The organism is Streptomyces sp. NPDC048751, from assembly GCF_043198595.1.
Lineage (GTDB): Bacteria > Actinomycetota > Actinomycetes > Streptomycetales > Streptomycetaceae > Streptomyces.
Genome location: NZ_JBICUX010000013.1, coordinates 245765 through 269370, shown reverse-complemented (window position 1 = coordinate 269370; position 23606 = coordinate 245765). Strand labels below are relative to the sequence as shown.

The 23606-nt window shown below is 68.3% G+C and carries 26 protein-coding genes and 7 pseudogenes; 12 read left to right on the top strand and 21 right to left on the bottom strand.

Translation table 11 applies throughout. From position 1 onward, the window contains the following. Window positions 1-366: transposase (locus tag ACGFNV_RS35190; protein WP_393628200.1), on the bottom strand; the 366-nt coding region annotated here is incomplete at its 3' end. A 681-nt stretch (window positions 367-1047) separates the two neighbouring features. On the opposite strand from ACGFNV_RS35190, the gene ACGFNV_RS35185 reads away from it, so the two are divergent. The 5 genes and pseudogenes from ACGFNV_RS35185 to ACGFNV_RS35165 form a co-directional block, all read left to right on the top strand. After that, complete coding sequence (locus tag ACGFNV_RS35185) at window positions 1048-2238, top strand: IS110 family transposase (protein WP_393628179.1); 1191 nt, start codon at window positions 1048-1050, stop codon at window positions 2236-2238. 81 nt (window positions 2239-2319) lie between these two features. Next, window positions 2320-2999: pseudogene (locus tag ACGFNV_RS35180) on the top strand (transposase); the annotation flags it as partial. A 555-nt stretch (window positions 3000-3554) separates the two neighbouring features. Beyond that, window positions 3555-3722: pseudogene (locus tag ACGFNV_RS35175) on the top strand (transposase); the annotation flags it as partial. Window positions 3723-3859: 137 nt separating this feature from the next. Then, window positions 3860-4264 (top strand): DUF4265 domain-containing protein, encoded by a 405-nt coding sequence (locus ACGFNV_RS35170; protein ID WP_393628177.1) that lies wholly within the window; start codon window positions 3860-3862, stop codon window positions 4262-4264. A 39-nt stretch (window positions 4265-4303) separates the two neighbouring features. After that, a pseudogene (locus ACGFNV_RS35165) lies at window positions 4304-5687 on the top strand (NF041680 family putative transposase); the annotation flags it as partial. Between the two features lie 52 nt (window positions 5688-5739). On the opposite strand, the gene ACGFNV_RS35160 reads toward ACGFNV_RS35165, so the two are convergent. The 11 genes and pseudogenes from ACGFNV_RS35160 to ACGFNV_RS35110 form a co-directional block, all read right to left on the bottom strand. Further along, window positions 5740-6861 (bottom strand): FAD-dependent oxidoreductase, encoded by a 1122-nt coding sequence (locus tag ACGFNV_RS35160; protein WP_393628175.1) that lies wholly within the window; start codon window positions 6859-6861, stop codon window positions 5740-5742. 294 nt (window positions 6862-7155) lie between these two features. Beyond that, a complete protein-coding gene (locus ACGFNV_RS35155; protein WP_393628199.1) occupies window positions 7156-7569 on the bottom strand; it encodes a DUF6193 family natural product biosynthesis protein in 414 nt (137 codons plus the stop codon). Between the two features lie 116 nt (window positions 7570-7685). Beyond that, complete coding sequence (locus ACGFNV_RS35150; protein ID WP_393628173.1) at window positions 7686-8048, bottom strand: transposase; 363 nt, start codon at window positions 8046-8048, stop codon at window positions 7686-7688. Window positions 8049-8081: 33 nt separating this feature from the next. Continuing rightward, window positions 8082-8267 (bottom strand): annotated as a pseudogene (locus tag ACGFNV_RS35145) (gfo/Idh/MocA family oxidoreductase); the annotation flags it as partial. A gap of 114 nt (window positions 8268-8381) precedes the next feature. After that, window positions 8382-8531: pseudogene (locus ACGFNV_RS35140) on the bottom strand (transposase); the annotation flags it as partial. Between the two features lie 90 nt (window positions 8532-8621). Continuing rightward, a complete protein-coding gene (locus tag ACGFNV_RS35135) occupies window positions 8622-9155 on the bottom strand; it encodes a transposase family protein (RefSeq protein WP_393628198.1) in 534 nt (177 codons plus the stop codon). 122 nt (window positions 9156-9277) lie between these two features. Further along, a pseudogene (locus ACGFNV_RS35130) lies at window positions 9278-9927 on the bottom strand (IS5 family transposase); the annotation flags it as partial. A gap of 95 nt (window positions 9928-10022) precedes the next feature. Then, entirely contained in the window at window positions 10023-10628 is a 606-nt protein-coding gene (locus tag ACGFNV_RS35125; RefSeq protein WP_393628172.1) for a hypothetical protein, read from the bottom strand. 50 nt (window positions 10629-10678) lie between these two features. Next, window positions 10679-11047, bottom strand: coding sequence for a hypothetical protein (locus ACGFNV_RS35120; RefSeq protein WP_393628170.1), 369 nt, complete (start codon window positions 11045-11047; stop codon window positions 10679-10681). A 481-nt stretch (window positions 11048-11528) separates the two neighbouring features. Continuing rightward, window positions 11529-12437, bottom strand: a pseudogene (locus ACGFNV_RS35115) (IS110 family transposase); the annotation flags it as partial. Window positions 12438-12616: 179 nt separating this feature from the next. After that, window positions 12617-12790 carry a hypothetical protein gene (locus tag ACGFNV_RS35110; RefSeq protein ID WP_393628168.1) on the bottom strand — a complete coding sequence of 58 codons (174 nt, stop codon included), beginning with the start codon at window positions 12788-12790 and terminating at the stop codon, window positions 12617-12619. 80 nt (window positions 12791-12870) lie between these two features. On the opposite strand from ACGFNV_RS35110, the gene ACGFNV_RS35105 reads away from it, so the two are divergent. Further along, window positions 12871-13032 (top strand): hypothetical protein, encoded by a 162-nt coding sequence (locus tag ACGFNV_RS35105; protein ID WP_393628165.1) that lies wholly within the window; start codon window positions 12871-12873, stop codon window positions 13030-13032. A gap of 171 nt (window positions 13033-13203) precedes the next feature. Further along, the gene (locus ACGFNV_RS35100) at window positions 13204-13740 is read left to right on the top strand and encodes a GNAT family N-acetyltransferase (RefSeq protein ID WP_393628163.1); all 537 of its coding nucleotides are present in this window, start codon (window positions 13204-13206) and stop codon (window positions 13738-13740) included. A gap of 444 nt (window positions 13741-14184) precedes the next feature. Here the strand turns inward: ACGFNV_RS35100 and ACGFNV_RS35095 are convergent, their stop codons facing one another. Further along, a complete protein-coding gene (locus tag ACGFNV_RS35095; RefSeq protein WP_393628162.1) occupies window positions 14185-14907 on the bottom strand; it encodes a hypothetical protein in 723 nt (240 codons plus the stop codon). A 295-nt stretch (window positions 14908-15202) separates the two neighbouring features. Continuing rightward, the gene (locus ACGFNV_RS35090; RefSeq protein WP_393628161.1) at window positions 15203-15403 is read right to left on the bottom strand and encodes a hypothetical protein; all 201 of its coding nucleotides are present in this window, start codon (window positions 15401-15403) and stop codon (window positions 15203-15205) included. Window positions 15404-15450: 47 nt separating this feature from the next. Between ACGFNV_RS35090 and ACGFNV_RS35085 the strand changes: the two genes are divergently transcribed. Then, window positions 15451-16188 carry a BTAD domain-containing putative transcriptional regulator gene (locus ACGFNV_RS35085; protein ID WP_393628159.1) on the top strand — a complete coding sequence of 246 codons (738 nt, stop codon included), beginning with the start codon at window positions 15451-15453 and terminating at the stop codon, window positions 16186-16188. Here ACGFNV_RS35085 and ACGFNV_RS35080 read toward each other — a convergent pair. Both ACGFNV_RS35080 and ACGFNV_RS35075 read right to left on the bottom strand, forming a co-directional pair. Continuing rightward, window positions 16116-16904 (bottom strand): alpha/beta fold hydrolase, encoded by a 789-nt coding sequence (locus ACGFNV_RS35080; protein WP_393628157.1) that lies wholly within the window; start codon window positions 16902-16904, stop codon window positions 16116-16118. The genes ACGFNV_RS35085 and ACGFNV_RS35080 overlap by 73 nt on opposite strands. 70 nt (window positions 16905-16974) lie before the next feature. Further along, window positions 16975-17598, bottom strand: coding sequence for a LysE family translocator (locus tag ACGFNV_RS35075; RefSeq protein ID WP_393628155.1), 624 nt, complete (start codon window positions 17596-17598; stop codon window positions 16975-16977). Between the two features lie 110 nt (window positions 17599-17708). On the opposite strand from ACGFNV_RS35075, the gene ACGFNV_RS35070 reads away from it, so the two are divergent. Then, complete coding sequence (locus ACGFNV_RS35070) at window positions 17709-18656, top strand: LysR family transcriptional regulator (RefSeq protein WP_393628153.1); 948 nt, start codon at window positions 17709-17711, stop codon at window positions 18654-18656. Between the two features lie 4 nt (window positions 18657-18660). Then, the gene (locus ACGFNV_RS35065; protein ID WP_393628151.1) at window positions 18661-18885 is read left to right on the top strand and encodes a hypothetical protein; all 225 of its coding nucleotides are present in this window, start codon (window positions 18661-18663) and stop codon (window positions 18883-18885) included. A 572-nt stretch (window positions 18886-19457) separates the two neighbouring features. Here ACGFNV_RS35065 and ACGFNV_RS35060 read toward each other — a convergent pair. Further along, the gene (locus ACGFNV_RS35060; RefSeq protein ID WP_393628149.1) at window positions 19458-19661 is read right to left on the bottom strand and encodes a cold-shock protein; all 204 of its coding nucleotides are present in this window, start codon (window positions 19659-19661) and stop codon (window positions 19458-19460) included. On the opposite strand from ACGFNV_RS35060, the gene ACGFNV_RS35055 reads away from it, so the two are divergent. Beyond that, the gene (locus ACGFNV_RS35055; RefSeq protein ID WP_393628147.1) at window positions 19660-19839 is read left to right on the top strand and encodes a hypothetical protein; all 180 of its coding nucleotides are present in this window, start codon (window positions 19660-19662) and stop codon (window positions 19837-19839) included. The genes ACGFNV_RS35060 and ACGFNV_RS35055 overlap by 2 nt on opposite strands. Before the next feature lie 314 nt (window positions 19840-20153). Here the strand turns inward: ACGFNV_RS35055 and ACGFNV_RS35050 are convergent, their stop codons facing one another. After that, window positions 20154-21143 carry an aldo/keto reductase gene (locus ACGFNV_RS35050; protein ID WP_393628145.1) on the bottom strand — a complete coding sequence of 330 codons (990 nt, stop codon included), beginning with the start codon at window positions 21141-21143 and terminating at the stop codon, window positions 20154-20156. A gap of 228 nt (window positions 21144-21371) precedes the next feature. After that, entirely contained in the window at window positions 21372-21950 is a 579-nt protein-coding gene (locus ACGFNV_RS35045) for an alpha/beta hydrolase (RefSeq protein WP_393628197.1), read from the bottom strand. On the opposite strand from ACGFNV_RS35045, the gene ACGFNV_RS35040 reads away from it, so the two are divergent. Beyond that, entirely contained in the window at window positions 21879-22496 is a 618-nt protein-coding gene (locus ACGFNV_RS35040) for a TetR/AcrR family transcriptional regulator (RefSeq protein WP_393628143.1), read from the top strand. The two genes, ACGFNV_RS35045 and ACGFNV_RS35040, sit on opposite strands and share 72 nt — an antisense overlap. Window positions 22497-22557: 61 nt before the next feature. Here the strand turns inward: ACGFNV_RS35040 and ACGFNV_RS35035 are convergent, their stop codons facing one another. Together ACGFNV_RS35035 and ACGFNV_RS35030 are read right to left on the bottom strand one after the other, a co-directional pair. Next, window positions 22558-23004 carry a hypothetical protein gene (locus ACGFNV_RS35035; protein WP_393628141.1) on the bottom strand — a complete coding sequence of 149 codons (447 nt, stop codon included), beginning with the start codon at window positions 23002-23004 and terminating at the stop codon, window positions 22558-22560. Between the two features lie 4 nt (window positions 23005-23008). Continuing rightward, complete coding sequence (locus ACGFNV_RS35030; protein WP_393628140.1) at window positions 23009-23479, bottom strand: cupredoxin domain-containing protein; 471 nt, start codon at window positions 23477-23479, stop codon at window positions 23009-23011. Between the last annotated feature and the right edge of the window lie 127 nt (window positions 23480-23606).

Below are 23606 nucleotides of genomic sequence, written 5' to 3'. Positions count from 1 at the left end.
GACGCCCTGGCCGGCGGCGGGGACGCTGGTGGAGGTCTTGACGCTCTGGGCGTCGATCACACAGGCCGATGGCTCGGCGTCCCGTCCCTCCTTCTCCCGCAGCAGCCGCCTGAGCAGGCCGTTGAGCTGAGCGAACACGCCTTCCTGCTGCCACTTGGCGAAGTATCCGTAGACCGTGTTCCAGTGCGGAAAGTCGTGCGGAAGGTAGCGCCACTGCACGCCGGTGCGGTCCACATACAAGATCGCATCCATGATGTCGCGCAGATCGTGCTCGGGCGGCCGGCCGAAGTCCAGGGCCCTGCCACGGCGCTCGAAGCGCCAGGCCGAGAGCACCGGCTTGACCAACTCCCAGCGGGTATCGGACAGATCACTCGGCTACGGGCGTCGCGTCGGCATGCCTCCGGCGTATCGCCACGGACCCGAGTGCGCCCAGGCGCACAGCAGTGGCGACAGAAGCACGCAGCCAGGGTCCTGGGATGAGACAGGAACAAGCCGCATCCCGCCCCACCAGTCACCCCGCCCAGCACACAGGCCTCGAGTACACCCGACTACCTCTTCCGCACCGCGATCCCACACCTCCAGAACCGCCATATATGCGGGCAATGCAGAAGAACACAACCTCTTACCTTGTTCTTTTTCTTCCGGCCTCGAACGGTGTCTCGTACTGAGTCGCTCACCTGAGGGTTTGCCGGACGTGGGGGCGGCCTTCGCCTGATCCTGTGCTCCGACCAAGGTGCACGTGACCGAGACGAAGGCCGTGAGGGTGAGTCTGCTGCCTGATGTTGCGCGGAGGGATGCGTTCGCGGAAGCGTCACGCTTCCCTACGTTGTTCTGCGGGACGTGGTTAGCCCTTCGTATGGTTGACCCGCCCAGGGGCGTCGGGTGTGGCTCTCACGCTTCTGCCGCTTGTGGCTTCCCCGGCTTGGCCGCCCGGCGCCCCACGACGACTCGGCTGCCAATTAGGAAATGCGAATGATCGCTCTGTAGGGAATCGACAGCGAGGTCGTCCGTGGGAGGCACCATGAGTAGACCGCATGGAGGCACCAAATGACCGCGATTTGGGCTGGCATCGACGCAGGCAAGACCCACCACCACTGCGTCGCGATCGACGAGAGCGGCCGCCGGCTGCTGTCACGACGCGTCGCCAACGACGAACCCGACCTCATTGAACTCCTCGCCGATGTCATGGACCTGGGCGATGAGGTGACCTGGGGCATCGACCTGGCTGACGGCGGAGCTGCCCTGGCCATCACGATCCTCCTCAACCACGGCCAGACGATGCACTACATCTCCGGCCGGGCCGTCCACCGCGCTTCGGAGAGCTACCGCGGCGAAGGTAAAACCGATGCCAAAGACGCCGCCGTCATCGCCGACCAGATCCGCATCCGCCGCGACCTGCACCCCTTACGCATCAGCGATGACACGGTGACCGACCTCAAAATTCTCACTGTGCGACGCATGGACCTGGTGGCCGACCGGACGCGGGTCATCAACCGCCTACGTGCTCAACTCAACGGGATATTCCCCAGTTTGGAACGCGCGCTGGACCTCAGCAACACCGGCCCGCTCGTCCTGCTGACGGGCTACCAGACCCCTGCCGCCTTGCGCCGGCTCGGTGTCCGGCGGCTGGAGGCTTGGCTGCGTAACCGCAAAGTCAACCGTGCAAATCGGCTCGCCGAAGCGGCCGTACAGGCCGCCGAGCGCCAGCACACGAGCCTGCCCGGCGAGACACTGGCCGCCCAAATGGTGCACACACTCGCGAAGGAGGTGATGACCCTCAACGAGCAGGTCGCCGAGCTCGACAAGCGCATTGAGGCCCGGTTCCGCGATCACAGCTCCTTCGACGTGATCACCAGCATGCCCGGCCTGGGCGTCATCCTCGGCGCAGAGTTCCTGGCCGCCACCGGCGGCGACATGGCCGCCTTCGGTACACCGGACCGCCTTGCGGGCTTTGGCGGCGTCGCTCCCCTGCCCCGCGACTCCGGAAAGATCAGCGGCAACCTGAAGCGCCCCCAGCGATACAACCGCCGCCTGCAGCGTGTCTTCTACACGTCGGCGTTCTTCAGCATCCGCTACTGCGAGGACTCCAGGCGCTTTTACGAACGCAAGCGAGCCGAGGGCAAGCGACACACCCAGGCGGTTCTCGCCCTCGCGCGACGTCGGGTCAATGTCCTGTGGGCTCTCCTCCGCGACGGGCGATGCTACGAGCCCGCACCACCCATCGCCCTGGCAACTTGACAAACAGCATTAGGAATCCGGGGCGAGTTCTACGAGTGTCTGACCGCTCGGCGCGACGAGTTGTTCGAGCTGACGGATGCGGTGCTATGTGCGGATGGTGCGGTGAAGTCCCCGGTGGACCTGACGCTGCTGCCCGAGCATCGGCGTGGACACGGAGCGATGTACGGAGGCCTGAACCACGGCCGGATCGATGTCGACCAGGTGCGGACGGTGCTGGCCGGGCTGTCGCTGCCGCGGTTCGACGGCGGGCGTCTGATCCTGGCCGTCGATGTGTCGCCATCGCTTCGTTCGGACGCGCCGTGCTCGGCCGAGCGGCTGTTCTGCCATGTCTATGGCCGTGCGAAGACAGCGTCGCAGTTCATCCCGGGCTGGCCCTACTCTTCGGCGCCGTCCTGGAGCCGGGCGCCACCTCTTGGACCGCGATCCTGGACGCGGTCCGGCTCGGACCGGTGGACGACGCCACCGCGGTCACCGCCGCCCAGCTGCGGGGAGTCGTTGAACGGCTCATCGCCGCGGGTCAGTGGCAGGCCGGGGACCCGGACATCGTGATCGGCAGAGATGCTGGCTACGACGTCACCCGCCTGGCCTGGGTCCTGCGCGATCTACCGGTCGAGCTGGTCGGCCGGGTCCGCTCCGACCGCGTCATGCGACTGCCGAAGCCGCCTCGTGTCTACGACCCGAAGGGCGGCCGGCCGCCTAAGCATGGCCCGGAATTCCGCTTCGCCAAGCCGGAGACCTGGCCCGAGCCCGCGATCACCACGGTCACCGCAACTACCAACTACGGCAAGGCCGAGACGCAGGCATGGGACCGGGTCCACCCAAGGCTCACCCACCGCTCCTCATGGCTCGACCATGACGGTGAACTTCCCCTGGTTGAAGGCACGTTGATCCGGTTGAAGGTCGAGCATCTATCGAAGAACCGTGATGCCCCGCCGGTGTGGTTATGGTCCTCCAGGACCGGCCTCACTCCGGACGACGTGGACCGTTTCTGGCAGGCATTTCTCCGCCGCTTCGACCTGGAGCACACCTTCCGCTTCGCGAAGCAGACCCTCGGCTGGACCACTCCGAAGCTCCGTACTCCCGAGGCGGCGGACCGCTGGACCTGGATCCTGATCGTCGCTCACACTCAGCTCCGGCTCGCCCGGCCTCTCGCCGAGGACCTCCGCCGCCCCTGGGAGAAACCCACCACTTCCGACCGGCTCACCCCTGCCCGGGTCCGCCGGGGGTTCAGGAACATCCGCGCTCACCTCGCCTGCCCGACCCGTGTTCACGACAAGTACCGGCGCCTGGTCTGGGGGCTGGGGCTGAAACCGTTGGTCGCTCGCCGTGGAACCGAGCACGGATCCGGGCTGGGCGCTCAACGTTGGGTTGTCGAGCATGCGTTCGCCCATCTGCACTGGTTCCGCCGCCTGCGGATCCGCTGGGAGATGCGCGACGACATCCATGAAGCTTTCCTCGTCCTAGGATGCGCACTGATCTGCTGGCGACGCCTGAACACGCCCCGCTTCAGCGAGGCCGAGGAAGCTGTTGCAGGATCTTGGAGTCGGGACCCAGCTCCGGGAGGCACCCCATCACCATCATCACGCACGAAGACCCGATCGGCCGAGGTCCTACCAACTACATGATCCACGCCGATCTGTCGGACCGGCAGGACGGCTGGCGCGAGCAGCTCTGGACACGCCAGCTCACCGAGGACACGTTCGAGGTGGCCTGTCTGCCGTTCTTCACCTACGGAATCTGCTATCGCGACGTCGTGACCATCGACAGCAACCACCTAGTGACCAGGGTCGTGCGCAAGTCCGGCCACCGGACCCTTCGCGTAGCACTCGTCGTGGAACACGCAGACCGAGACCAGGCACACGAGCTCCTACACGGCAAGGCCGTCGACGCCGGTCTGCCTCATGAGTGGCTTCAGGGCACCTACCTCGCGGTGGACCTCCCGCCTGGCTCGGACGAGGCTCCTTTCGTCGAGGCGCTGGAGCCCCTTGCGCAGGCTGGCACCCTCCACTGGGAGATCGACTCCTGACCCGAAAGGCCATTTCGTTAGGAGCTCTTATTCGACTGCCTGACCGCGCGCGGGGACGAACTGTTCGACCTCGTGGACGCGTTGCTGTGCGCGGACGGGCCGGTGACCTCGCCGGTGGACCTCACACTGGTGGCCGAGCACCGGCGCGGGCACGGCGCGATGTACGAGGCGCTGAACTGCGGGAACGTGGACGTGCCCCGGCTGCGGCAGGTGCTGGCCGGTCTGCCGATGCCGAGGGCCGCCGACGGGCGACTGGTCCTGGCGGTCGACGTCAGCAACTGGCTCCGTCCCGACGCGCCGACCAGCGCGGACCGCCTGTTCTGCCACGTCTACGGCCGCAGCGGACGCTCCTCGGACCAGTTCATCCCCGGCTGGCCGTACTCTTTCGTCGCCGCCCTCGAATCAGGCCGGACGTCCTGGTGCCAGCTCCTGGACGCCGTGCGTCTCGGGCCCGAGGACGACGTCGCCGAGGTCACCGCCACCCAACTCCGCCGTGTGGTCGCGGACCTGATCGAGATGGGCCGCTGGCATGCCGGCGACCGTGACATCCTCATCGTCTTCGACGCCGGCTACGACGCCCCACGCATGGCCCACCTCCTTACCGGTCTCCCGATCGAGGTGCTGGGGCGGATGCGCTCCGACCGCGTCAACCGCGTCATGCGACGGCCGACGCCCACGCTCAAGGAGTACGCCCTGTCCTACCCCAGGGCGGGCGACCGCCGAAGCACGGCAAGGAGTTCCGCTTCGCCAAGCCGGAGACCTGGGGCGAGCCGGACGCGGCAACCGTGCAGGTCACCGACCGGTACCGAACCGTCCGCGCAATGGCCTGGGACCGCATCCACCCCCGCCTGACCACCCGCTCCGCTTGGATCGACCACACCGGCGAACTCCCCATCATCGAAGGCACACTGATCCGCCTCCAGGTCGACCGCCTGCCCGGCGGAGGCGTCCGCTCCCGCTCTGGCTCTGGTCGTCCGCCACCGGCCTGAACAGCGAGGACGTCGACGTGCGCTGGCAGGCATTCCTGCGGCGCTTCGACCTGGAGCACACCTTCCGCATGATCAAACAGACCCTCGGGTGGACCCGTCCGAAGCCGCGAACACCCGAGACCAGCGAGCGCTGGACATGGCTGATCATCGCCGCGCACACCCAGATCCGCCTCCTGCGCGGCGCAGCCGCCGACTTACGGCGGCAGTGGGAGAAGCCCGCCGAGCCCGGCCGGCTCACCCCGGCCCAAGTTCGCCGGGGGTTTCGGAACCTCCGCCCGCACCTGCACTGCCCCGCCCGTGCACCGGCCAAACCCTCAACACCCGGCCCAGGCAGGCCACTTGGCTCGAAGAACCGGCGGCCCGCCACCCGCTACGACGTGGGCAAGACCGTGAAACGACCCGAGAGCATCATCGAACGAAACCGACTCAGACCACAAAGAACAAGCTTAGGCCGTAAGAAGAACATCGGTTCGGGGCTTGAGTGGCTCATTGGCCCTTCTCGGTGAACATGTTGATCAGGCCGTGGGCTGTGTTGTCGGGGGAGTCGATCCCGGGCATCTGGTCGGTCACGGTTTCGGCACTGCGGAGGAACATGGCCTGCTCGTACTCGGTGAGTGCCGTCTCGATGTCGTCGGGGTGCGCGGCGAGGGCTTCACCGAGTTCGGCGCCGTCGAGCATGGCCAGGTTGGCGCCCTCGCCGTTGGGAGCCGCGAGGTGGGCGGCGTCGCCGAGCAGGGTCACCCCCGGCACCCGGTCCCACCGGTGCCCGATCGGCAGAGCATAGAGGGGGCGCAGGACCGGCGCGACGTCGCTGTCGGTGATCAGCGCGGTGAGCTCCGGTGCCCATCGGTCGAATTCCTGCGCGATCCGCGCGGTGGCCGTGGCGGCATCGGCGAAATCGATGGCGGCGAACCAGTCCTGCGGCTCGGACAGACCCACATAGGCGTGCAGCGTGTCGTCCTTTTCCCGGTGAGCGAAGATCTCCCTGCCCGGCGAAGGAGCGATCAGCATCCCGCCGCCGACCGCTTTCGCGGCGGCCGGGTGCCTTATGCCGGCGTCGAACAGGTAGGTCTCGACGACCGACTTGCCGATGTACTCGGGTGTGGCGGTGGACAGCAGCGGCCGGACCCGTGACCAGGCGCCGTCCGCGCCGACCAGCAGGCTGGTGACGACGGCGCCGCCGTCGGCGAACGTCACCTCGTGGCGCCCCTCGCCGAGGGCGCGGGTGCGGCTGACCTTGTGCCCCCACCGGACGGTGCCGGCCGGGAGTGCGTCGAGCAGGACCTGTCGCAGGTCTCCGCGCTGCACCTCGGGGCGTCCACCCGTGCCGTCGTCGGCTTGGTCGAGCATGACGGTCCCGTCCGGGTCGAGGATCCGCAGCGCCTGGCGGCCCTCCAGGATGATGGCGTGGAACTCGTCCATCAGCCCGGCTGCCTGGAGGGCGAGCTGCCCGTTGTAGTCGTGGATGTCGAGCAATCCGCCCTGCGCGCGCTCCGAGGGGGAGGACTCCGCCTCGTAGACCGTGACCGGGATTCCGTGAACGTGCAGGACGCGGGCCAGCGTGAGTCCGCCGAGTCCGGCGCCGATGATCGTGACTGGGGTGTGCATGGTGGCTCCTTCGGGGTCGGGCCGCCCGGTGAGCTCCGGCCAGCCGTCTCTGGAAAGGTGCCAGCTCCCGCCTACGAACCACCGACATCCGACCGACAGCCCCCTGCAGTGCTCCGACATGGCACCGACACCAGATCAGCTGGCTGTCAGGTGGACACGCCCCCTGGTTGAGCCCGCGACCAAGTGGGGAGGGCAAGCGGTGGTGGCCGTTTTCAAGGCTCCGGCCGCTCTATCGTGATGGATCTTGAGGAGAGGCCGCGGGGTGCTGATACCGACGGACGTGGCCACACACCGTCACACGTGCTCGTCCGCGGAGGCGGTGATGACGGGCTCGGGGCCGGTGGGCAGGAGTTCAAGCACCATGGCCACGGCCTCTTCGGCGGTCTCGACTTCGCCGATCACGGCGAAAGGACTGCGTCGGCGAACCTTGAACCGTCCGTTGTGCAGGGGCTCGATCGATCCGGCCTGCACACTCCAGGGGTAGCTGGTGGAGCTGCTGAAGAGCAGGGCAAAGTGGCTGGTAAACGGATACAGCCGTCGGAGTCGTGGTTGAGCGGCGGCAGCCTCCAACAGCGGAACGATGCCCGGATACGGGCGCCCGGGCGAGCGGATCTTGTGTACTGCGTGCCTCCACTGCCAGCTGAGTCGTAGGGACTGCCAATGGGCCTCGACAACGTCAGCTGGCCCGCGACTGCGTGCTGCGGCCATGTCTGGCAGAACTGGCCTTGGAGGCAGGGGCAACTGTTGATCGCGGGTCTCGTCATTCTCGTCCACTGTCATAGTGTCGCGGCCGTTGCCTGAAATCGGTGGCCTGATAACGAAGATCACGGCCGGGTGAGAATGCGTATCCGGAGGAGCCGGAACGAGGCTCGGCCGTACATGGCTCGCTTGAGCGTCTTCACCCGGTTTACGTGTCCTTCGACGACTCCGGAGCTCCAGCGCAGGGTCAGGCCGGCGCTCACTGCGTCGAGGTCCTGGCGGAGGAAACCGGCGGAGCCCTTCATGGGCTTCGGACCGTCCTGCTCGGCCTGTCGGATCCACTCCAGCAAAAGGTATCCGCGCTGGTGACGGACCAGAGCGGCGAACGCCCGAGCGAGATCGCAGGCCCGGGTGATGTCCGGGCAGGCGAGCCGGACTTGCAGGAGTCGCTCGTCCTGGCTTTCGGTGAGCGTCTCCAGGGGACGCATAATCCACGAGGTGATCTTGCGGGGGCTCGGGCGTCACAGCTCGGGCGCGTCCCCGAAGTCCAGGATCTCCAGCCGTACCCCGCCCTGCCGTGCGGACTCGTGCGCGACGATGCCCGGCAGGGTGTAGCGGGCGGCGACCCACGCGTTCACCGACGGCAGGGTGCGGGTGTTGACCGCGGTCACGAAGTCGTCGACCAGGAAGTGATGGCTGCCCTCGTAGCGATGGCGGGTGCGTTCGATGATCTGGGTGGGGGGCGGTTCTGAGGGCGGTAACAGCATCGGGGTCACTTCGGCCACTTCGGCCACTTCAGTCGCCGTCTCCTCTTCGGCACGTTTGCGCAGGCAATTGCGGTGCTGGTGACAGGTCTTCTCCACCGCCGCAGACAGGTTCTGCAACAGGTGCCAGCGATCAGCGACTTCCAGGGCATGAGGGGCAGCTTCCCTGACCGCCTTGGTGTAGGCGGTGGCCCGGTCCCGGCAGATGATCTCCGCTCCGGGATGCTCGGTCAGCCAGGCCGTAACGTCCCGCAGGTGCGATCGGGCAACACGTCCACGACTCGGCCGGCCTCGACGTCAACGAGCACGGTGCCGTAGGTACAGCCCTTGCGGAAGGCGAACTCGTCCACCCTGAGCACCCGCGGCGCACGGGCCGGCACCGTCGGCGCCGTCAACAGGCCGAGCAGCCGGGTCCGGCCCGCGGCCAGCCGCAGGCGGCGGCACAACCGCGCGGCCGGACGTCCGCCGCTCGATCGCGATCGACCGCAGCCAGCCCGTCAGCCAGGTGCTGGAGCGACGGTGCCGCTCGGACAGGCCCGGTACCTGCTCGACGAACGTTTTACGGGAACTACTCTTCCGGTCACACAAGTACCGGCGGACCCGCAGCCGGATCACCACCTGGCGAGATCCCAACGGCCTTTCATTCAGGGCGCGTTGGTACGTGCTGTGTATGCGTCTCGCCTGTTTCCGGCAGTCTGGGCACCGACCGGGGCGAGCGGTGGACGCCGCCTCCACTGTCAGGACGTCGAAGGAGTCGCTGACGCACTCCACTCGCACATCGATCCCGGAAACAGCACAGCCTCGACCGTCTCGCTCGCCATGCCGGGACATACTCTGCCGAAACGATCCCTCGTTCACTTCGCTGACCTGGGGATTCACGTAACTGCGGACAGAGCCAAATTCAAAGAGCGCCAACAGGACTGAGCGAGAGAGCCAATCCGCCCCCGTCTCGCTCAAACTAAGACCGTGTCCAACGTGGTGAGGCGGACGAGTCGCTTGTAGCAGCAGAGGGCGGCTGCGGGTCCGAGGAAGGCCAAGTAGTTGCGGGGATGGCGCTCGTAGCGGGGGCTGAGTCTGCGGTAGCCGGACAGCCAGGACATGGTCCGCTCGATGACCCAGCGGCGTCGCCCTTATTGTTCGCGGGACTCGATCCCTTTTCGGGCGACGCGCACTCCGATCCGTTTCCATCGGAGCCATCTGCGCAGGTCGGCACGATCGTAGGCCTTGTCTGCGTGCAGGCGTTGAGGCTTGAAGTGCCTGCCGTTGTGAGGGTCGTGTTTCGTTTGGTGACCCTCGACCATGAACTTCAGCCCTTCGCTGTCGTGGGTGTTGCCGGCCGAAACGCCGACGACCAGGGGCAGTCCGTTCGCGTCCGACAGGATTGTGCATCTTGGAACCCGGCTTGCCCCGGTCCACGGGGCTCGGACCTGTGGATGCGCCCCCTTTTTTTAGCCCTGACGTGGGCGGTGTCGAGGACGACGCGGGAGACGTCGATGGGGCCGGCGTCGTCGAGCCGGTGCAGCACGGCCTCGTGCAGGCGACCACAGACACCGGCTCTCGACCAGATCAGGAACCGGCGGTGGGCAGTCGACTTCGATATGCCACAACTCCACGTACCCCGCCCCATACCGAGGTCAACGATGCTCACCACGTAGGACACGGTCATAGATGTGCCGTCTCAGGAGGTTGGTGCCACGGTCACGATCCCTGCGCAGTGGGGTTGTTGTAGTCGTTGATAAGGCTGCTGTGGCGTTCGGTGAGTGGGCCAACTCCGAGATCTTCACGCATGAGCTTGCGCATCTTGGCGGCTGCTTTGCCACGTGCCTCCCAGCGGGCGCGATCTTCTGAGCTGTTGACAGCAGTGCCGTCGATGTAGCCATCGCAGATGCGTCGCAGGCAATGGAACACGCTGTTGGATGCCTTGACGACGGATTGGGGGGCGATGAGCCACATTCGTTCCGACGCGATGGCTATTCCTGAATCCCGAAAGGCTTCGCGCAACGCAAGCGCCCGCTCGTCGTCGGAAGGGTGCTCTCGCTCGGCCAAGGCCCGCAGGGTCTCACCGAGGACCTTCACGGTGGTGGTGTACTGCGTGTAGATGTCGAGCCGCAGCCGAAGAGCTTCTTTGACGTCCTCGTGTTTCCACCGATTCCGATCGGCGATGAGAGTAGCGACGATGCCGATCGCGGCGCCCGCGAGGGTGGAGAGCAGTGGCAACCAATCCATGCGGGTCAGCTTGGGCCATCCCGTAACGGTGACACCAGGTGGGCTCCAACGACGAACCTGCACTGCCAGCGCCGCCACCCGACCCTGCCCCCCTAACCAGCCTCCCGAGTCAACCGCTGACTGACGATCTACTCCGCAGACAGTCGCCGACGACCAGCCGTGAGCACCCCGAACTGGCTCATCAGATCCGTGCACAGTTCGTCGGCGCGGTTGGCGTCCTTCGTCGTCTGCCGCCGCGGGAGAGACCACGGTGTGCGCGGGTTGGATGTGGTGGGGCCTGCGAGCGTACAGCGGCTCGGTCTCCGGGCCGTCTCCCCAGCGCGCGTGAAGCGGCCGCGACAAGCCCGCTCGATCTGGTGCTCTGCCATCCAGGCGGTGTGGTCGTTGTCCCGGTACGGGATGACCGCGGCCTGCTGTTCCTTGTCCCGTGCTGCGGTGCCGTACACGAAGTGCGGTGCCATCTCGCTGGCCGGGACGTCGACAACCAGGACGGACACCGCCGAAGTCGGCGGCGACTAGTACGACAGCTTCACTCTGCCCACCGGCCACACCACGGTGATCATCGGCGATGTCACTGGCCACGACCTGCGGCGCGGTCACGATGAGCCAGATGTGCAACATGCTGCGCGGCATCGGCTGCGACCGCCAAGAGCCCTCCGGAACACCCTGCGCCGCCTGGACCTGGCGTACCACAACCTGTATCCGCATGCGACCGCCACCTGCCTGTACGGCCTGCTTGGCGAGCACGAGGACGGCAGGTGGGGGCTGGAGTCTCCAGCCCCGGGCACCCGCCGCCCCTGCTGATCACCCACGACGGCGACACCCGCTACCTCACCGGCGGCCACGGCCTCGACCCCGACGCGCCCGCACGCGACCGAGCCACTGCCCGCCCGCTCCACCGTGTTGCTCTGCACCGACGGACTGATCGAGCGCCTTCTTCACGGCCGGAGTGAGGTTGATGCCCCTATGGATGTCAACTCACGGCTCCAGCCGGGCCCCGTGGGCAACAGCCGTTCTGATGGGGATGATCAGCCGGTAGATCTCGCGCGCGACGTACCGCTTCAGGCAACGGATGATCTCTCGGCGCGTTTTGCCCTCGGCCAGCCGTGGCCGTAGGTAGTCCTGGGAGCGGTCGTCCCAGCGCAGGCGGCTGAGGACGATTCGGTAGAGGGCGGCGTTGGCCTGGCGATCGCCTCCGCGGTTGAGGCGACGTCTCTGGGGCTTGCCGGAGGACGCCTCGACAGGGCTGGTGCCGCATAGGGCGGCGAAGGCCGCCTCGTTGATGAGGCGCTCGGGGTTGTCGCCGGCCGAGATCAGGAGGGCGGCGGCGCTGTCCGGGCCGACGCCGGCCACGTCGAGCAGGCCGGGAACGCTGGCCTCGACACCCTCGGCTATGCGCTTGTTCAGATCGTCGATCTCCACGGTCAGGTGCTGGATCCGGCGAGCCAGGAGTTTCAGAACATGCCTGGCGGTGCCCGGCGGCCCTGCGGTCTCCGTATCGTCCAACTCGGTGCAGCGCTTGAACAGGCGCGGGTTACTCAACCCGGCCAGCGACTCGCGCAGCGCAGCGTCTGCCGAGACCAGGACGCTCTTCAGCTGGTTGATGGCCTGGGTCCTGGACTTGATGGCGGACCCCTTCGCCAGCTTGAGCAGCCGCAGCATCTCGACCGGACCGTCGCTTGCCTTCGCGGTCGCGGTCGCGCGGCCGGACAGCACCGCGCGGGCCGCCGCCTCGGCGTCGATGGCGTCCGTCTTGCCGCCGCGCCGGCGCACGGCCTTGTCCGGCTGGTTGACCTCGGTCACCTCGATGCCCTCGGCGTGCAGGTGACGGGCCAGCGCGGCGCCGTAGGAACCGGTGCACTCCACCCCGGCCCGTCGCAGGGTGCCGAATGAGCGTGCCCAACCGACGAGCTGGCGATACCCGCTGGGCGCTGTGGACGCGGTGGTGGGCTGGAGACGGCCAGCAGGACGCTCTGCGGTACGTGGTACTCGGCGGCCGCCGCGGCGAACTCAGTCGTAGCGCGAGTCAGGCCACCGCTCGAAGCGGCACCCGATCATCCTCACAGTCATAGCGCACCTTGCCCGGCCGGCACCCCGCCCAGCGTGGTCAGCGCGTGGACGTGGCCTTCGAAGAACGCCCGCTGCCCGAACGATCGTGAGATGCGGTGCACGGCCTTGCCCGAGTAGGCCGGCCGGAAGGCGAACAGATAGCAGCGGGTCCGCTGGCCGGCCAGATCCACATAGCCGTCCCGAAGTCGACTTCGGCAGCCGCACCGAGCGCGTTGTGCCGGGTCACGAACGCCTCAACGGGCGCCCCCACGTGAGCGGCGATCTCCTGGCGGCGGCCGCGACAAAGTACCGGACCGTCGGATACGGGATCGCCTCGCCGAACTCCTCCTCGATCTGCGCAACGATGCGCCGCACCGACCGTCTGGCCCTTACCCAGGCCCGGGCTGCCGCACGGGAAGCCACCGCGGGCTGACGTCATACGTGGCCCTTCCTGAACAGGTGCGGCCATCATCACGGCGCCGAGGAAGGTCTCCGGCCTCGGAAGCAAACGATGCCCACTTGGCCTGAACTCCCTGCTCTGGACGGCGCAGATCGGCTGGGGAATCGCTTGGCCAGCGCTCGGCGGAGAGATCATCATGTGGGAATGTCTGAGAACCGATCCACTGTGGCACCGACTGTGGTGCGGCTCGCCCAGTACACGAAGGCGGACCAGGAGGAGATCCTTGGCAATAGCGATGATCCCTTCGGCGTCGCCTGGACCGGTCTGACCTGGCTGCCGAAAGAAGAGCACTTCGGCATCCGGCACGACGGCCGCCTCGTGGCACACGCCGGCCTGTTGCGACTGCCTGCCGCGATCGGCGACGCCGAGACAGAGGTGGTGGGCGTCGGCGGGGTGGCCGTCGCACCCGGCATGCAAGGTCAGGGCCTCGCTCGCCTCGTCGTCGCAGCTGCCCTGGAGCACGCCCGAACGATGGGTCCTCAACACGCACTTCTCTTCTGTCGGCCTCCCCTCGTGTCGCTCTACCAGCGCCTCGGATGGCACCCGCTCGACAAGGACGTACTCGTCGAACAACCCGAAGGCCGCCTGGTGACCATGCCGCTGCGGACCATGGTGACGCCCCTGCGCGACGATGCCCGGTGGCCCTCAGGGCCAGTACGGTTGTTCTCACTCCCTATGTGACGGGCCCCTTTAGCAAGAGCCGCGCAGCGCGGCGACACAGAGTTCACCCACCCCGCACCGGTGTCAGTTCTCACCAACATTTTCCGGCTCTGCGATCAACAAGCGCTGCCCAAACTCGGTGACGAACGGTGTCGGCTCCCGGTTACGAAGCCACGGCGCCGTGGGCGCTGTCGTCATCAACTCCGGCCGCCAGGCGTATGGACCTGCTACCTCAACGACGGCACGTACGGGAATCGGCGGTCCAAGTCCTCCTTGCGGAGGCGCGTGCACAGACCGTTCCCCGCGTCACGCTGACATAGCAACAAGGGCGGCTGCCGCCCCACCGCCCCGGGCCGGGAAGGCCGACGCCGTGCGCACCGCGTACCTGGAAGGCCAGTCCATCGCCAGCCTCGCTGCGCCCTTACCCGAAGAACGTGCCGGCGCCAAGGGCGGGGCCTGTGCAGTTCAGGACAGGAAGCGGCCGTAGGGGCCGTTGCGTATCCCGTCCTTCTGCTGCTGGTTGAAGTGGCAGTCGGGGTAGTCGTAGAACGAGGCGGACATCGGTGTGCCGTCAGTGAACGAGGAGTCGGGCAGACCGAAGGCATGGCCCAACTCGTGCACCATGCCGCCGTACCACCGGTTCATCGCTCCGTTGATCCCGGCGGCGCCGTCGGCGTCGTGGCCGCTGAGGATCACCCAGCCGCCACCCCCACCGCCACCGGAGACATTCGTCTTCTCCGCGCTGACTTCGCCGACGCACAGCCAGCGGGAGTCCGGGGATCTGAGACCGAACCTGGCCATCAGCTCCTGCTGCATGTTGAAGACCACCCACCAGTACGCGTCGCCGCCGTTCGGCGTGTTCTCGTACCAGGCCCGCGTGTGGCTGCCCTGGACCACCTCCACCGCTGGGTCGTTCAATTTGAACGTCACACCGAGTTCCTGGCGGTAGTAGCGCTGCGACTCCCTCATCACACCCGTGATGCCGTTGGGGTACCGATGGTCGTTCGCCACGTCCGAGGGCTTGAGCCAGAACACTCGCACCGTCCCGGACGGCGGATCGGCGGCCACCCGCTCCGCCGGTCCGGCCGCCGCCTGTGCGGTGCCGGTGAACGCCCCGGAACCAAGCCCTGCGATCCCGCCGGCCGCCGCAGCCAACACCGCGCGCCGCGTGAACTTACATCCTTCCATAGGGCATCCTCTCCATTGAGGCGCGAACATGACAAAATTACCTTGTCGGACAGCGTGCGATATCTCGACCGACCGGTACAGGTGACAACAAGCCGTAGTCGTGGGCGCCCAGGACCTGTGTCCTTGGTCAGCGTCAGGCGTCTCGAAGGCGGGTGCTCGCCTGCCTGGGCTACGGTGACGGTGGGGGCGAGGGTGCCCACACCGACCTGCCGCCGAACCCCGGGCAACGTGGAAGGTGATCACATGTGCTCCCCGCGCGGTACGTCCAGTGCGGGCTCGCCGCCCTCCTTGATCCTCAGTCGGCGCAGTCAGCGCCGTGCCGATGCCGAGCTCCTTGAGGCCTTGATGCGGGCCAGATCAGGGCACGGCGGCCTTCCTCGCCGCGCAGGGCGGTGCTGTCGGCGTCCCGGTACGAGGTGACGTCCGTGACGGGCGGCACGTCGCTCACCTCAGCGGCGAGTTCGCGTCCCGCCCGTTCGGTGGCCGGGCTGTCCACGTCACCGCCGCGGGCCGTGACGAGCAGGGCGAGGGTCGGATTTGTCGGTGCGGAAGCCGTCGCGCAGCGCGTTCGCGGCGCGCACGGACTCCGTGCCGGGTGCGTCCCAGCGCGCGAGGCGGAGGTCGTCCTGGGCGCCCGCGCCGTACGCGCCGAGGCCGAGAAAGGCAAGCAGGACGCCGATCAGTACGGCGCGGGTCGAGCTCGGCCGTTCCTACGAGTACGTCCACGAACTCGTTCGCCTTGCCGCCGCACACCCGCTGCGGGAAACCCTGGCGGAACTGCCGATGCTCGCGCTGTGCCGCACGGGCCGCCCCACGGACGCGCTCCTCACGTACGAAGCGATGCGACGGTGGCTCGCCCAGGCGATGGGCGCGGACCTCGGTCCCGCGCTCCGCTCACTGCACCAACGGATCCTGCGTCAGAACCCAGGCGTCCGACCGCGTCCACACCGTGCCCGGCGGATCAGTGCCGGCCTTCCAGAAGGCAGCTCGGGGGATGATGCTGGCTGGCATGATCTGGCGTCCGGAGCCATGGCGGATGGAGAAGTCGCCCAACTCCCCCAGGGCGTCACCGATCTGGAGTCATGTGACCTGTGTGGGTGTCGTACTCCGAGCGACCGTACGCGCGGCGGTACTGGTGGGCTCGGGGCGCCGCGCGTGCGCGGTAGGTATCCGGGGTGGAGGGCGGCCGAGTACCGGCTGCGGTGTTCTTACGGCTCGTGGGCGGTGGTGAGGAAGTCCAGGACGAGGTGGCCGGCGTGGATGCGGAACTCCTCGAAGTAGGCGTGCCGGCCTTCCGGGATCAGGTGCAGTCGGGTGTTGGGGATGCGGTCGGCGAGCAGGGGTGCGTTGGCGGTGGGGTTGAGCAGGTCGTCGCTCCCATGGATGACAAGGGTGGGTGCGCTGATGTCGGGCAGGAGGTCCCAGGCGTTGTGCCGGCTGCTGGCCGCGAGGTGGTGGCGCCGGGCGTGAGCCGGCATGCCGGGGTCGCCGAGGGTGTGGTGCGGGCCGGGATGGGAGGCGAGCCATTGGGGGGTGTACATCAGCTCCAGCAGGGCCTGGCGCGCGGCTCCGGGCTGCGGTTGCGTCAGGGCTCGGCGGACGTCGTTGCCGCGTTCGACACTGTGCGGGCCGCCGGGTGAGGTGCAGCCGAGAACCAGGGCGCCCACCCGGTGGGGGTGGCGGGCCGCGAGCTGCTGGGCCACCCTTCCGCCCATGGATGTGCCGTAGACGTCGGCCCGGTCGATGCCGAGTTCGTCGAGGACGGCGATGACGTCCCGGGCGAACAGTTCGGTGCTGTAGGGGGTGTCGGGCTTGTCGCTGTCACCGGTGCCGCGGTAGTCCAGCGTGAGGGTGCTGCGAGCGGGATGGAAGTCGGCGCGAACCGCGTCCCACCAGTGGTGGTTGTTGGCCTGGCCCGCCAGCAGGACCAGCGGCGCGCCCTGGCCCTGGAGCTGGTAGGCGATGCGGGTTCCGTCCGGCGTCGTAGCGTGCGTCATCGGCTCCCCGTGCACAGGGGCGGCATACGGCTTGGGCGGTCGGATGCTGGGAGGCGCTTCGGCCCGGACCTCAGACACCTGCTGCCACCGCGGCACCCAGCCCGAGCAGGACGACGCCGGTCGTCACACTGAGTCCCCGCAGAACCGTCGGCTGGGACACCAGGTCGCGCCCTCTGCCGACGGCCCAGGCCAGCACCATGTACCAGGAGGCGCTGACCAGCGCCCACAGAACTCCCAGGGCGACGGTCGACAGGAACACCGGGCCTTTCGACGTCACGAACTGGGGCAGCACCGACACGGCGAACACGCCGGCCTTCGGGTTGCCGAGGTTGGTACTCAGGCCGGTGAGGTATCCGCCCGCGAAACCGGTGCGCCGCCGGCCATCGCGGGGCGTGCGGGTGGAGACGGTGGTGAGGGCGGTTCGCAGTGTGTTCACCCCGAGGATCATCAGCACGATGCCGCCTGCGATCCGAAGCACCGCGTACGCGGTGGGGCTGGCCAGCAAGACGGCGGACAGTCCGGCCGCGGCGGCCGTTGACCACAGCAGGAAGCCGGTGGCGTTGCCCGCGAGCGTGCCTCGGAGTGCATGATGGCCGCCTTCCAGGACCTGTCGGATCATCAGGGCCTGACTCGCGCCGGGCAACATCGCCAGGAGCAACGTGGTGGCGATGAAAACGGGCACATGCGTGGGCATGGGGAAAAGACCCCTTCCAGGGGTTGAGGTGGATGGGTGCACCACCAGGCTTGCTGTTCCGCACTCGTAAGAGAAGTTAAAAGAGAAGGGTGCAGCGTTAAGATTGGTGAATGGTGGTGGATCCGGGACAGCTCCGGCTTCTCGCGTTGATCGAGCGGCACGGCTCCCTGACGGCGGCGGCGCACGCCCTCCAACTCACGCCCGCCGCGGTCACACAGCAGGTGACCAAGGCCGAGCGCGACTGGCAGGTGCCCCTGGTGGTCCGTGGTCCTCGCGGGGCGACGCTCACTGCAGCCGGTGCGCTGCTCGCCTTGCACGGTCGAACCGTGGAGGAGGCATCGGACAAGGCCGGGGCGGAACTGGCCGCACTGCTCGGCCACCTCTCCCTACGGTTGCGGATCGGGACGTTCCAGGCGGCTGCCCTGCACCTGCTGCCACCCGCCCTGACGGCACTTCGGCACCGCCATCCGGACGCCGACGTCTCGGTCGTGGACGTGGTGTCCGGGCGCGGGGCGGACGAGATCAGCGCAGGACGCCTGGACGTGGCCATCGTCGCGTCCTGGGGCACGCCGCTCGCGCCGTCCCGGCACCTACGGGCCCACTCGCTCCTGCTGGACCCGATGGTCGTGGTGCTCCCCGACGACCACCCACTGGCCGCCGGGCAGCCCGAGGACACCGAACTGCACCTGGAGCAACTGCGCGACGAATCGTGGGTTTCCATCCTGGCCGGCCACGCCGCCCGCGAACAGTTCCACGACGCTGCCCGGGAGGCCGGCTTCACTCCCACTGTGCGGTTCGAGACCGAGTCCTACGACGTCGCCCAGGCGCTCGTCGGCACAGGCAGCGCAGTGGCCCTGGTCTCGCGCCTGGCGCTGACCCATGCCCCCGGCACCACCCATCGCGAACTGGCCCGCCCCAGGCCCCACCGCCAGCTCTACGCCGTGACCAAGACCGACGCCAGCCTCACACCGCTCGCAGACCTGCTCATCGACCTCCTACGCGACGTCGCCCGCGACATCACCGCCACCTGGGAGGCTCCCCTACAAGAAGATCCATGAGTACGTGCCCGAGAGCGTCTGTCTGTGGGGGTACCGGCTCGCCGACCTCGATGCCGAAGTCGTCTACGGCGGCCTCAAGGAAGTCGCCCGGCACGAGCGGCTCCTCGCCAAGGGCAAGGCCCGCCTGGAACTGGACCACTCGCTGGAGGCCCTGGTCCGCAAGCCCGGCGCCTTTCCCGGTGGGACCGCGTTGAACAGGCCCGCTCCGCAGGCAAGTTCACACCCGTGATGGCCGGCCACCGGGTCCGCTGCACCTCGCCACGAAACCCGTCATCAACGACCGCGCCTCAGCCGATCGACCCAGCGGCCAGCGCCCCGTCGTGGCCAGCGAGAACGCGGCCGAAGCGGCCTGGGATCCCCTGCTCCCGCAGGACCGGCTTCTCCAGGGCTTCGCCCCCAGTGGTCGTCAGGCGACAGGAACGGCGCCTTGCGCTCCGCTTGAGCTCGGATCTCGACGTGGGATTCGTGGGCCGTGATACGGAACGCCTCCTCGTACGAGGCCATGGCCGCACTCATGGCCCCGCCCGCGAGGCCCGGCGACGGGTACGTGATGCCAGCCACGCGAAGAAGCCCAGGACCACTGCGAGGATCGCAACCAAGATCAGGAACGGTAAGAACGCACCCATGGCAGGAGCCTACTTCGTTGATTCCTGAAACCCTCCGATGCCGGCCACCATGGCGGCACCGAGGAAAGCGAGCACCACCTGACCGGTGTCAGTTCTCATCGACTGGAGTTGGCAGTCCCGCCATCCGTAGGCCAGGGCCCGGAGTGCTTGCTCCGGGCCCTGGTCACGTCCGCGCTCAGGCGAGGGTGATGTTCTCCGCCTGCGGGCCCTTCTGGCCCTGGGTGACGTCGAAGGTGACCGCCTGGCCTTCCTGCAGCTCGCGGAAACCGGAGGCGTTGATGTTGGAGTAGTGCGCGAAGACGTCCGGTCCGCCGCCGTCCTGGGCGATGAAGCCGAAGCCCTTCTCCGCGTTGAACCACTTGACGGTTCCGCTGGCCATGCTGGTGCCTCTCGGTCGCTGTCAGGAACCGCACCGCGCGGCCCTGGAGGTGATCGTCCTGGTCCAGCACCGCACAGCAAAGCGCCCGCGCGGAAGCGCGGGCAAGGTACTGAACCACGACGTCTGGCAGCGACGCTACACGGCCCAACGGGCCATCACCACAAAGGCACAGGCATGACGCGCACCGGGTCGGCGGCGCGGGCCGTGAAAGCCCTGCCGGCTGAACGGACCGCCGGTGTTCTCAGCGGTACCCGGACGCCCACGAACCCGCCGTGCAGATCGGCACCGCCGCTGCCGGGCGCCGCGCGCACCGTGGCTTCTCCCGCCGTTCGTCGGCGAACCTCACCCGCACCGCTCGCACACCGGGCGCTGCCGGCGGTGGTGGCGGTGGTGGAAGGCGTCGCCGTCGGAGTGGTCGCGTGCCCTGCTCGCGGCGCCGTGCCGGCCAGGTGTATTGATCACGAGCGTTGTCAACGCTCGTGATCAATACACCTAGCGGTTGACGGCTCGCATCCCTGCCTCGTCATACCGCTCCCCCGCCGCCTCGGGCAGCTCGGCGTCGATGCGGGCCAGGTCGTCCTCGGTCAGCGCGATGTCGACTGCGGCGGCGTTCTGTTCCAGGTAGGTGCGGCGCTTGGTGCCCGGGATCGGTACCAGGTCCTCGCCCTGGGCCAGCACCCAGGCGATGGCCAGCTGCGCCGGGGTCACGTCCTTCTCGGCGGCGATCTCCTTCACCTTTGCCGCCAGGCGCAGGTTCGCCTCCAGGTTGGTGTCCTTGAAGCGCGGGTTTTCCCGGCGCCAGTCGTTCGCGTCCAGCTCGTCCGGCGAGGTGAACCGCCCGGCGAGGAAGCCGCGGCCGAGCGGCGAGTACGGCACGAAACCGATACCCAGCTCCCGGCAGGCGGGCAGCACCTCGGCCTCCACGTCCCGCGACCACAGCGAGTACTCGCTCTGCACCGCGGTGACCGGGTGCACGGCGTGGGCGCGCCGGATGGTCTGCGCGCTCGCCTCGCTCAGCCCGATGTGCCGCACCTTGCCCTCGGCAACCAGCTCGCCCAGCGCACCGACGGTCTCCTCGATCGGCACGTTCGGGTCGACCCGGTGCTGGTAGTACAGGTCGATGTGGTCGGTCCCCAGACGCTGCAGGGAACCGTGGACGGAGCTGCGGACGTGTTCGGCCGAGCCGTCCTGCGGGCCGACCGTGCTGATGTCGCCGGGTACGGCGTTGTCCATCCGGTAGTTGAACTTCGTCGCGATCACGTACTCGTCGCGATGTCCCCGGATCGCCTCACCGACGAGCGACTCGTTGGTGAGCGGCCCGTACATCTGCGCGGTGTCGAGGAAGTTCGTACCGAGTTCGAGGGCACGCCGGATGGTGGCGATCCCCTCCTCGTGGTCGGCGGAGCCGTAGAAGGCGGACATGCCCATGCACCCCAGGCCGATGGCCGACACTCGGAGGTCCCTCAGACTGCGCTTCTGCATGATGTCTCCCAGCCTTTCCCTGCACCGGTTCGTCGTTCGGACGGCTCGAAGCCCCACATCCATCCAGCAACGGATTCCGCCGCCCGGCATCCCCTGAGGGGCGCCGGGCGGGGTGGGCCTCGTAAGCCGCGGTGACTGCGACGCTACGACCTGGAGCGCACTCCAGCGCAAGTCCGCCTCGTGACCGCCACCGAGTCGCCGGACATGGAGGCGGTGAGGAGGCGAGACTCAGCGGGTGGACTTGGCGGCCTCGACGATGAGGTCGGCCACCGCGTCGGGCTGCGAGATGGACGCCGCGTGGGAGGCCTCCACGCGCACCATGTGCGAGCCTGCGCGCTCGGCCATGAACTCCTGCGCCTGAACGGGGATGGCGTTGTCCTGCGTCGCGATCAGCGCCCAGGACGGCAGGGTGCGCCAGGCCGGCGCGCCGGACAGCTCGGCCGTCAGTGCCTGCTGGCGCACCGGGCGCTGGGTGACCGCCAGGACGTCCGTCGTCTGGGCGGGCAGGTCGCCGGCGATGACGTCCTGGTAGTGCTCGGGCAGGATCCGCAGCTCCGGCTCGCCGTCGTGCTCCGTCACGGTGGTGGTGTCCGGTCCCATCTTGGCGCCGGGGAAGCGGGAGGCGTTCTCCAGAGCGCTCTCGCCCTCGTCGGGCTGGAAGGCCGCGACGTAGACCAGGGCCTCGACATTTGTCGCCTCGCGGGCGGCGCGGGTGATGACGGCGCCGGCGTAGGAGTGGCCCACCAGGACGACCGGGCCGCCCACGGCCTGGGTGACGGTGGCGACGTACTGCGCGTCGGACTCCAGCCCAAGGACCGGCTGCTGCGCACCGCGTCGCGCCTGTTCTACGCGGAGGGCATCCACGCCGTGGGCGTCGACCGACTGGTCACCGAGGCCAAGGTCACCCGCGCCACCTTCTATCGGCACTTCCCCAGCAAGGACGACCTCGTCTCCGCCTACCTGACGGCCACCGCCGTGGGGATCCGGGACGCGGTCGGGCGCGCGCGCGAGGGCAGGTCGCCGCGCGAGGCGATCCGCGCGGTCATGGCGGTGCTGGGCGACGCGACCCTCGAAGACGGCTTCCGCGGCTGCCAGTTCCTGAACGCCGCCGCCGAATACCCCGACCGCGCCCACCCGGTGCGCGCGGTGATCGACGACCAGCGCAGGTGGCTGTTCGAGGTGCTCCGCGACCTCTCGGCCGACCTGGGCCACCCGGACCCGGAGCACGCCGCACGTGTCCTCGTGCTGCTGCACGACGGCGCCTTCCAGGCCGCGGAACTCGACGACGCGACGGTCGTCCGCGAAACACTGCGCCGGGCCGTCGACGAGGTCTTCCCCGCCCAGGACACCTGACGGCGCGGTGCGGGCGCCTCTCAGCGACGGTGGGCGGACGGCAGCGCCCGTCTCATGGTCCCTACCTCCTTGTCCCCTCCAGAGTGCGCCCGTGGCGTCGACGGTGGTGATGAGCATGGTGGTGGCTGAAGGCAGCCACCGTCAGAGCGGTCAGGACGGCTGTTCCCGCTGTCTCGACGTACAGGGTCGGGCCGACCAGTTCGGCGTCGGTCGACTCCTCGAAGCCGAACAGGCCTGTGGTGAGGCTCAGGAGCAGTGCGCCCAGCGTTCCCGCCGTGAACAGGGCCGTGACGGCGGCGACCGGGCCGAGCCGGCGCGCGGGCGTGACCAGCAGTGCCACGGTGAGCAGGATGCCGACGACGCCGTTGAGCAGGAAGAGCGGTCCGATGGTGGCGAGGTCCCGGTAGCCCTCGCTCCACAGGCGCAGATGGATCGCGGCCATCGTGGCCGTCAGGCCCGCGCCGGCCAGGCGCAGGACGAGCCTCGTGGCCTCTCCGCCAGTAACCATGGTCCTAGTACCCATTGTTCGAGGATGTGCTGGTGTCGGACGAGGTCGGGGCCGCGCCGACGGTGATCTTCGTCTTCATGCCGAGGTCCTTGTGTCCGTCGACCGGGCAGTAGACGTCGTACGAGCCTGACTTCAGTGTCACCGTGAGAGTCGTGGACTGACCCGGCTGAAGCGTCTTGCTGCGGTTTTCGCCGCCCGGGCCCTCGACCTCCAGGGCGTGTTCGTGCTTGCCCTTGTTCTCCGCGGTGAAGGTGTACCGGCCGGGCTGGTACTTCTGCGTGGAGAGCTGGATGTGGAAGTCGGTCAGCTGCGCCGTGACCTGGGTCGCCGAGGTGCCGGCTTTCGGCGGGGGCGGGGTGGTGGTGCCACCGTTGCTGTCGCTGTTGCCGCCGCCTCCGCAGGCGGCGAGCAGGGCGATGAGGCCGCCGGCGGCCACGCCGAGGAGCAGCGGGCGGCGGGTGTGCGGGGTGGTCATGAGTCGGTCCTCCAGTTCGTCCCCCTGCAAAGGGGTACGGCGCCGGCCCGCCAAAGGATTGCGGACCGCGGGATCGCATGGCGGAGAATTGGCGTCAAGGCAATCCGTTCCGGGCGGCGGAACGTAT

Coding starts and splice junctions, on each gene's coding strand:
- ACGFNV_RS35185 (WP_393628179.1), top strand. CDS start 1,048: ATGACCGCGATTTGGGCTGGCATCGACGCAGGCAAGACCCACCACCAC.
- ACGFNV_RS35170 (WP_393628177.1), top strand. CDS start 3,860: ATGATCCACGCCGATCTGTCGGACCGGCAGGACGGCTGGCGCGAGCAG.
- ACGFNV_RS35160 (WP_393628175.1), bottom strand. CDS start 6,861: ATGCACACCCCAGTCACGATCATCGGCGCCGGACTCGGCGGACTCACG.
- ACGFNV_RS35155 (WP_393628199.1), bottom strand. CDS start 7,569: ATGGCCGCAGCACGCAGTCGCGGGCCAGCTGACGTTGTCGAGGCCCAT.
- ACGFNV_RS35150 (WP_393628173.1), bottom strand. CDS start 8,048: ATGCGTCCCCTGGAGACGCTCACCGAAAGCCAGGACGAGCGACTCCTG.
- ACGFNV_RS35135 (WP_393628198.1), bottom strand. CDS start 9,155: ATGTCCCGGCATGGCGAGCGAGACGGTCGAGGCTGTGCTGTTTCCGGG.
- ACGFNV_RS35100 (WP_393628163.1), top strand. CDS start 13,204: ATGTCTGAGAACCGATCCACTGTGGCACCGACTGTGGTGCGGCTCGCC.
- ACGFNV_RS35095 (WP_393628162.1), bottom strand. CDS start 14,907: ATGGAAGGATGTAAGTTCACGCGGCGCGCGGTGTTGGCTGCGGCGGCC.
- ACGFNV_RS35080 (WP_393628157.1), bottom strand. CDS start 16,904: ATGACGCACGCTACGACGCCGGACGGAACCCGCATCGCCTACCAGCTC.
- ACGFNV_RS35075 (WP_393628155.1), bottom strand. CDS start 17,598: ATGCCCACGCATGTGCCCGTTTTCATCGCCACCACGTTGCTCCTGGCG.
- ACGFNV_RS35070 (WP_393628153.1), top strand. CDS start 17,709: ATGGTGGTGGATCCGGGACAGCTCCGGCTTCTCGCGTTGATCGAGCGG.
- ACGFNV_RS35055 (WP_393628147.1), top strand. CDS start 19,660: ATGCTGGTGCCTCTCGGTCGCTGTCAGGAACCGCACCGCGCGGCCCTG.
- ACGFNV_RS35060 (WP_393628149.1), bottom strand. CDS start 19,661: ATGGCCAGCGGAACCGTCAAGTGGTTCAACGCGGAGAAGGGCTTCGGC.
- ACGFNV_RS35050 (WP_393628145.1), bottom strand. CDS start 21,143: ATGCAGAAGCGCAGTCTGAGGGACCTCCGAGTGTCGGCCATCGGCCTG.
- ACGFNV_RS35035 (WP_393628141.1), bottom strand. CDS start 23,004: ATGGTTACTGGCGGAGAGGCCACGAGGCTCGTCCTGCGCCTGGCCGGC.
- ACGFNV_RS35030 (WP_393628140.1), bottom strand. CDS start 23,479: ATGACCACCCCGCACACCCGCCGCCCGCTGCTCCTCGGCGTGGCCGCC.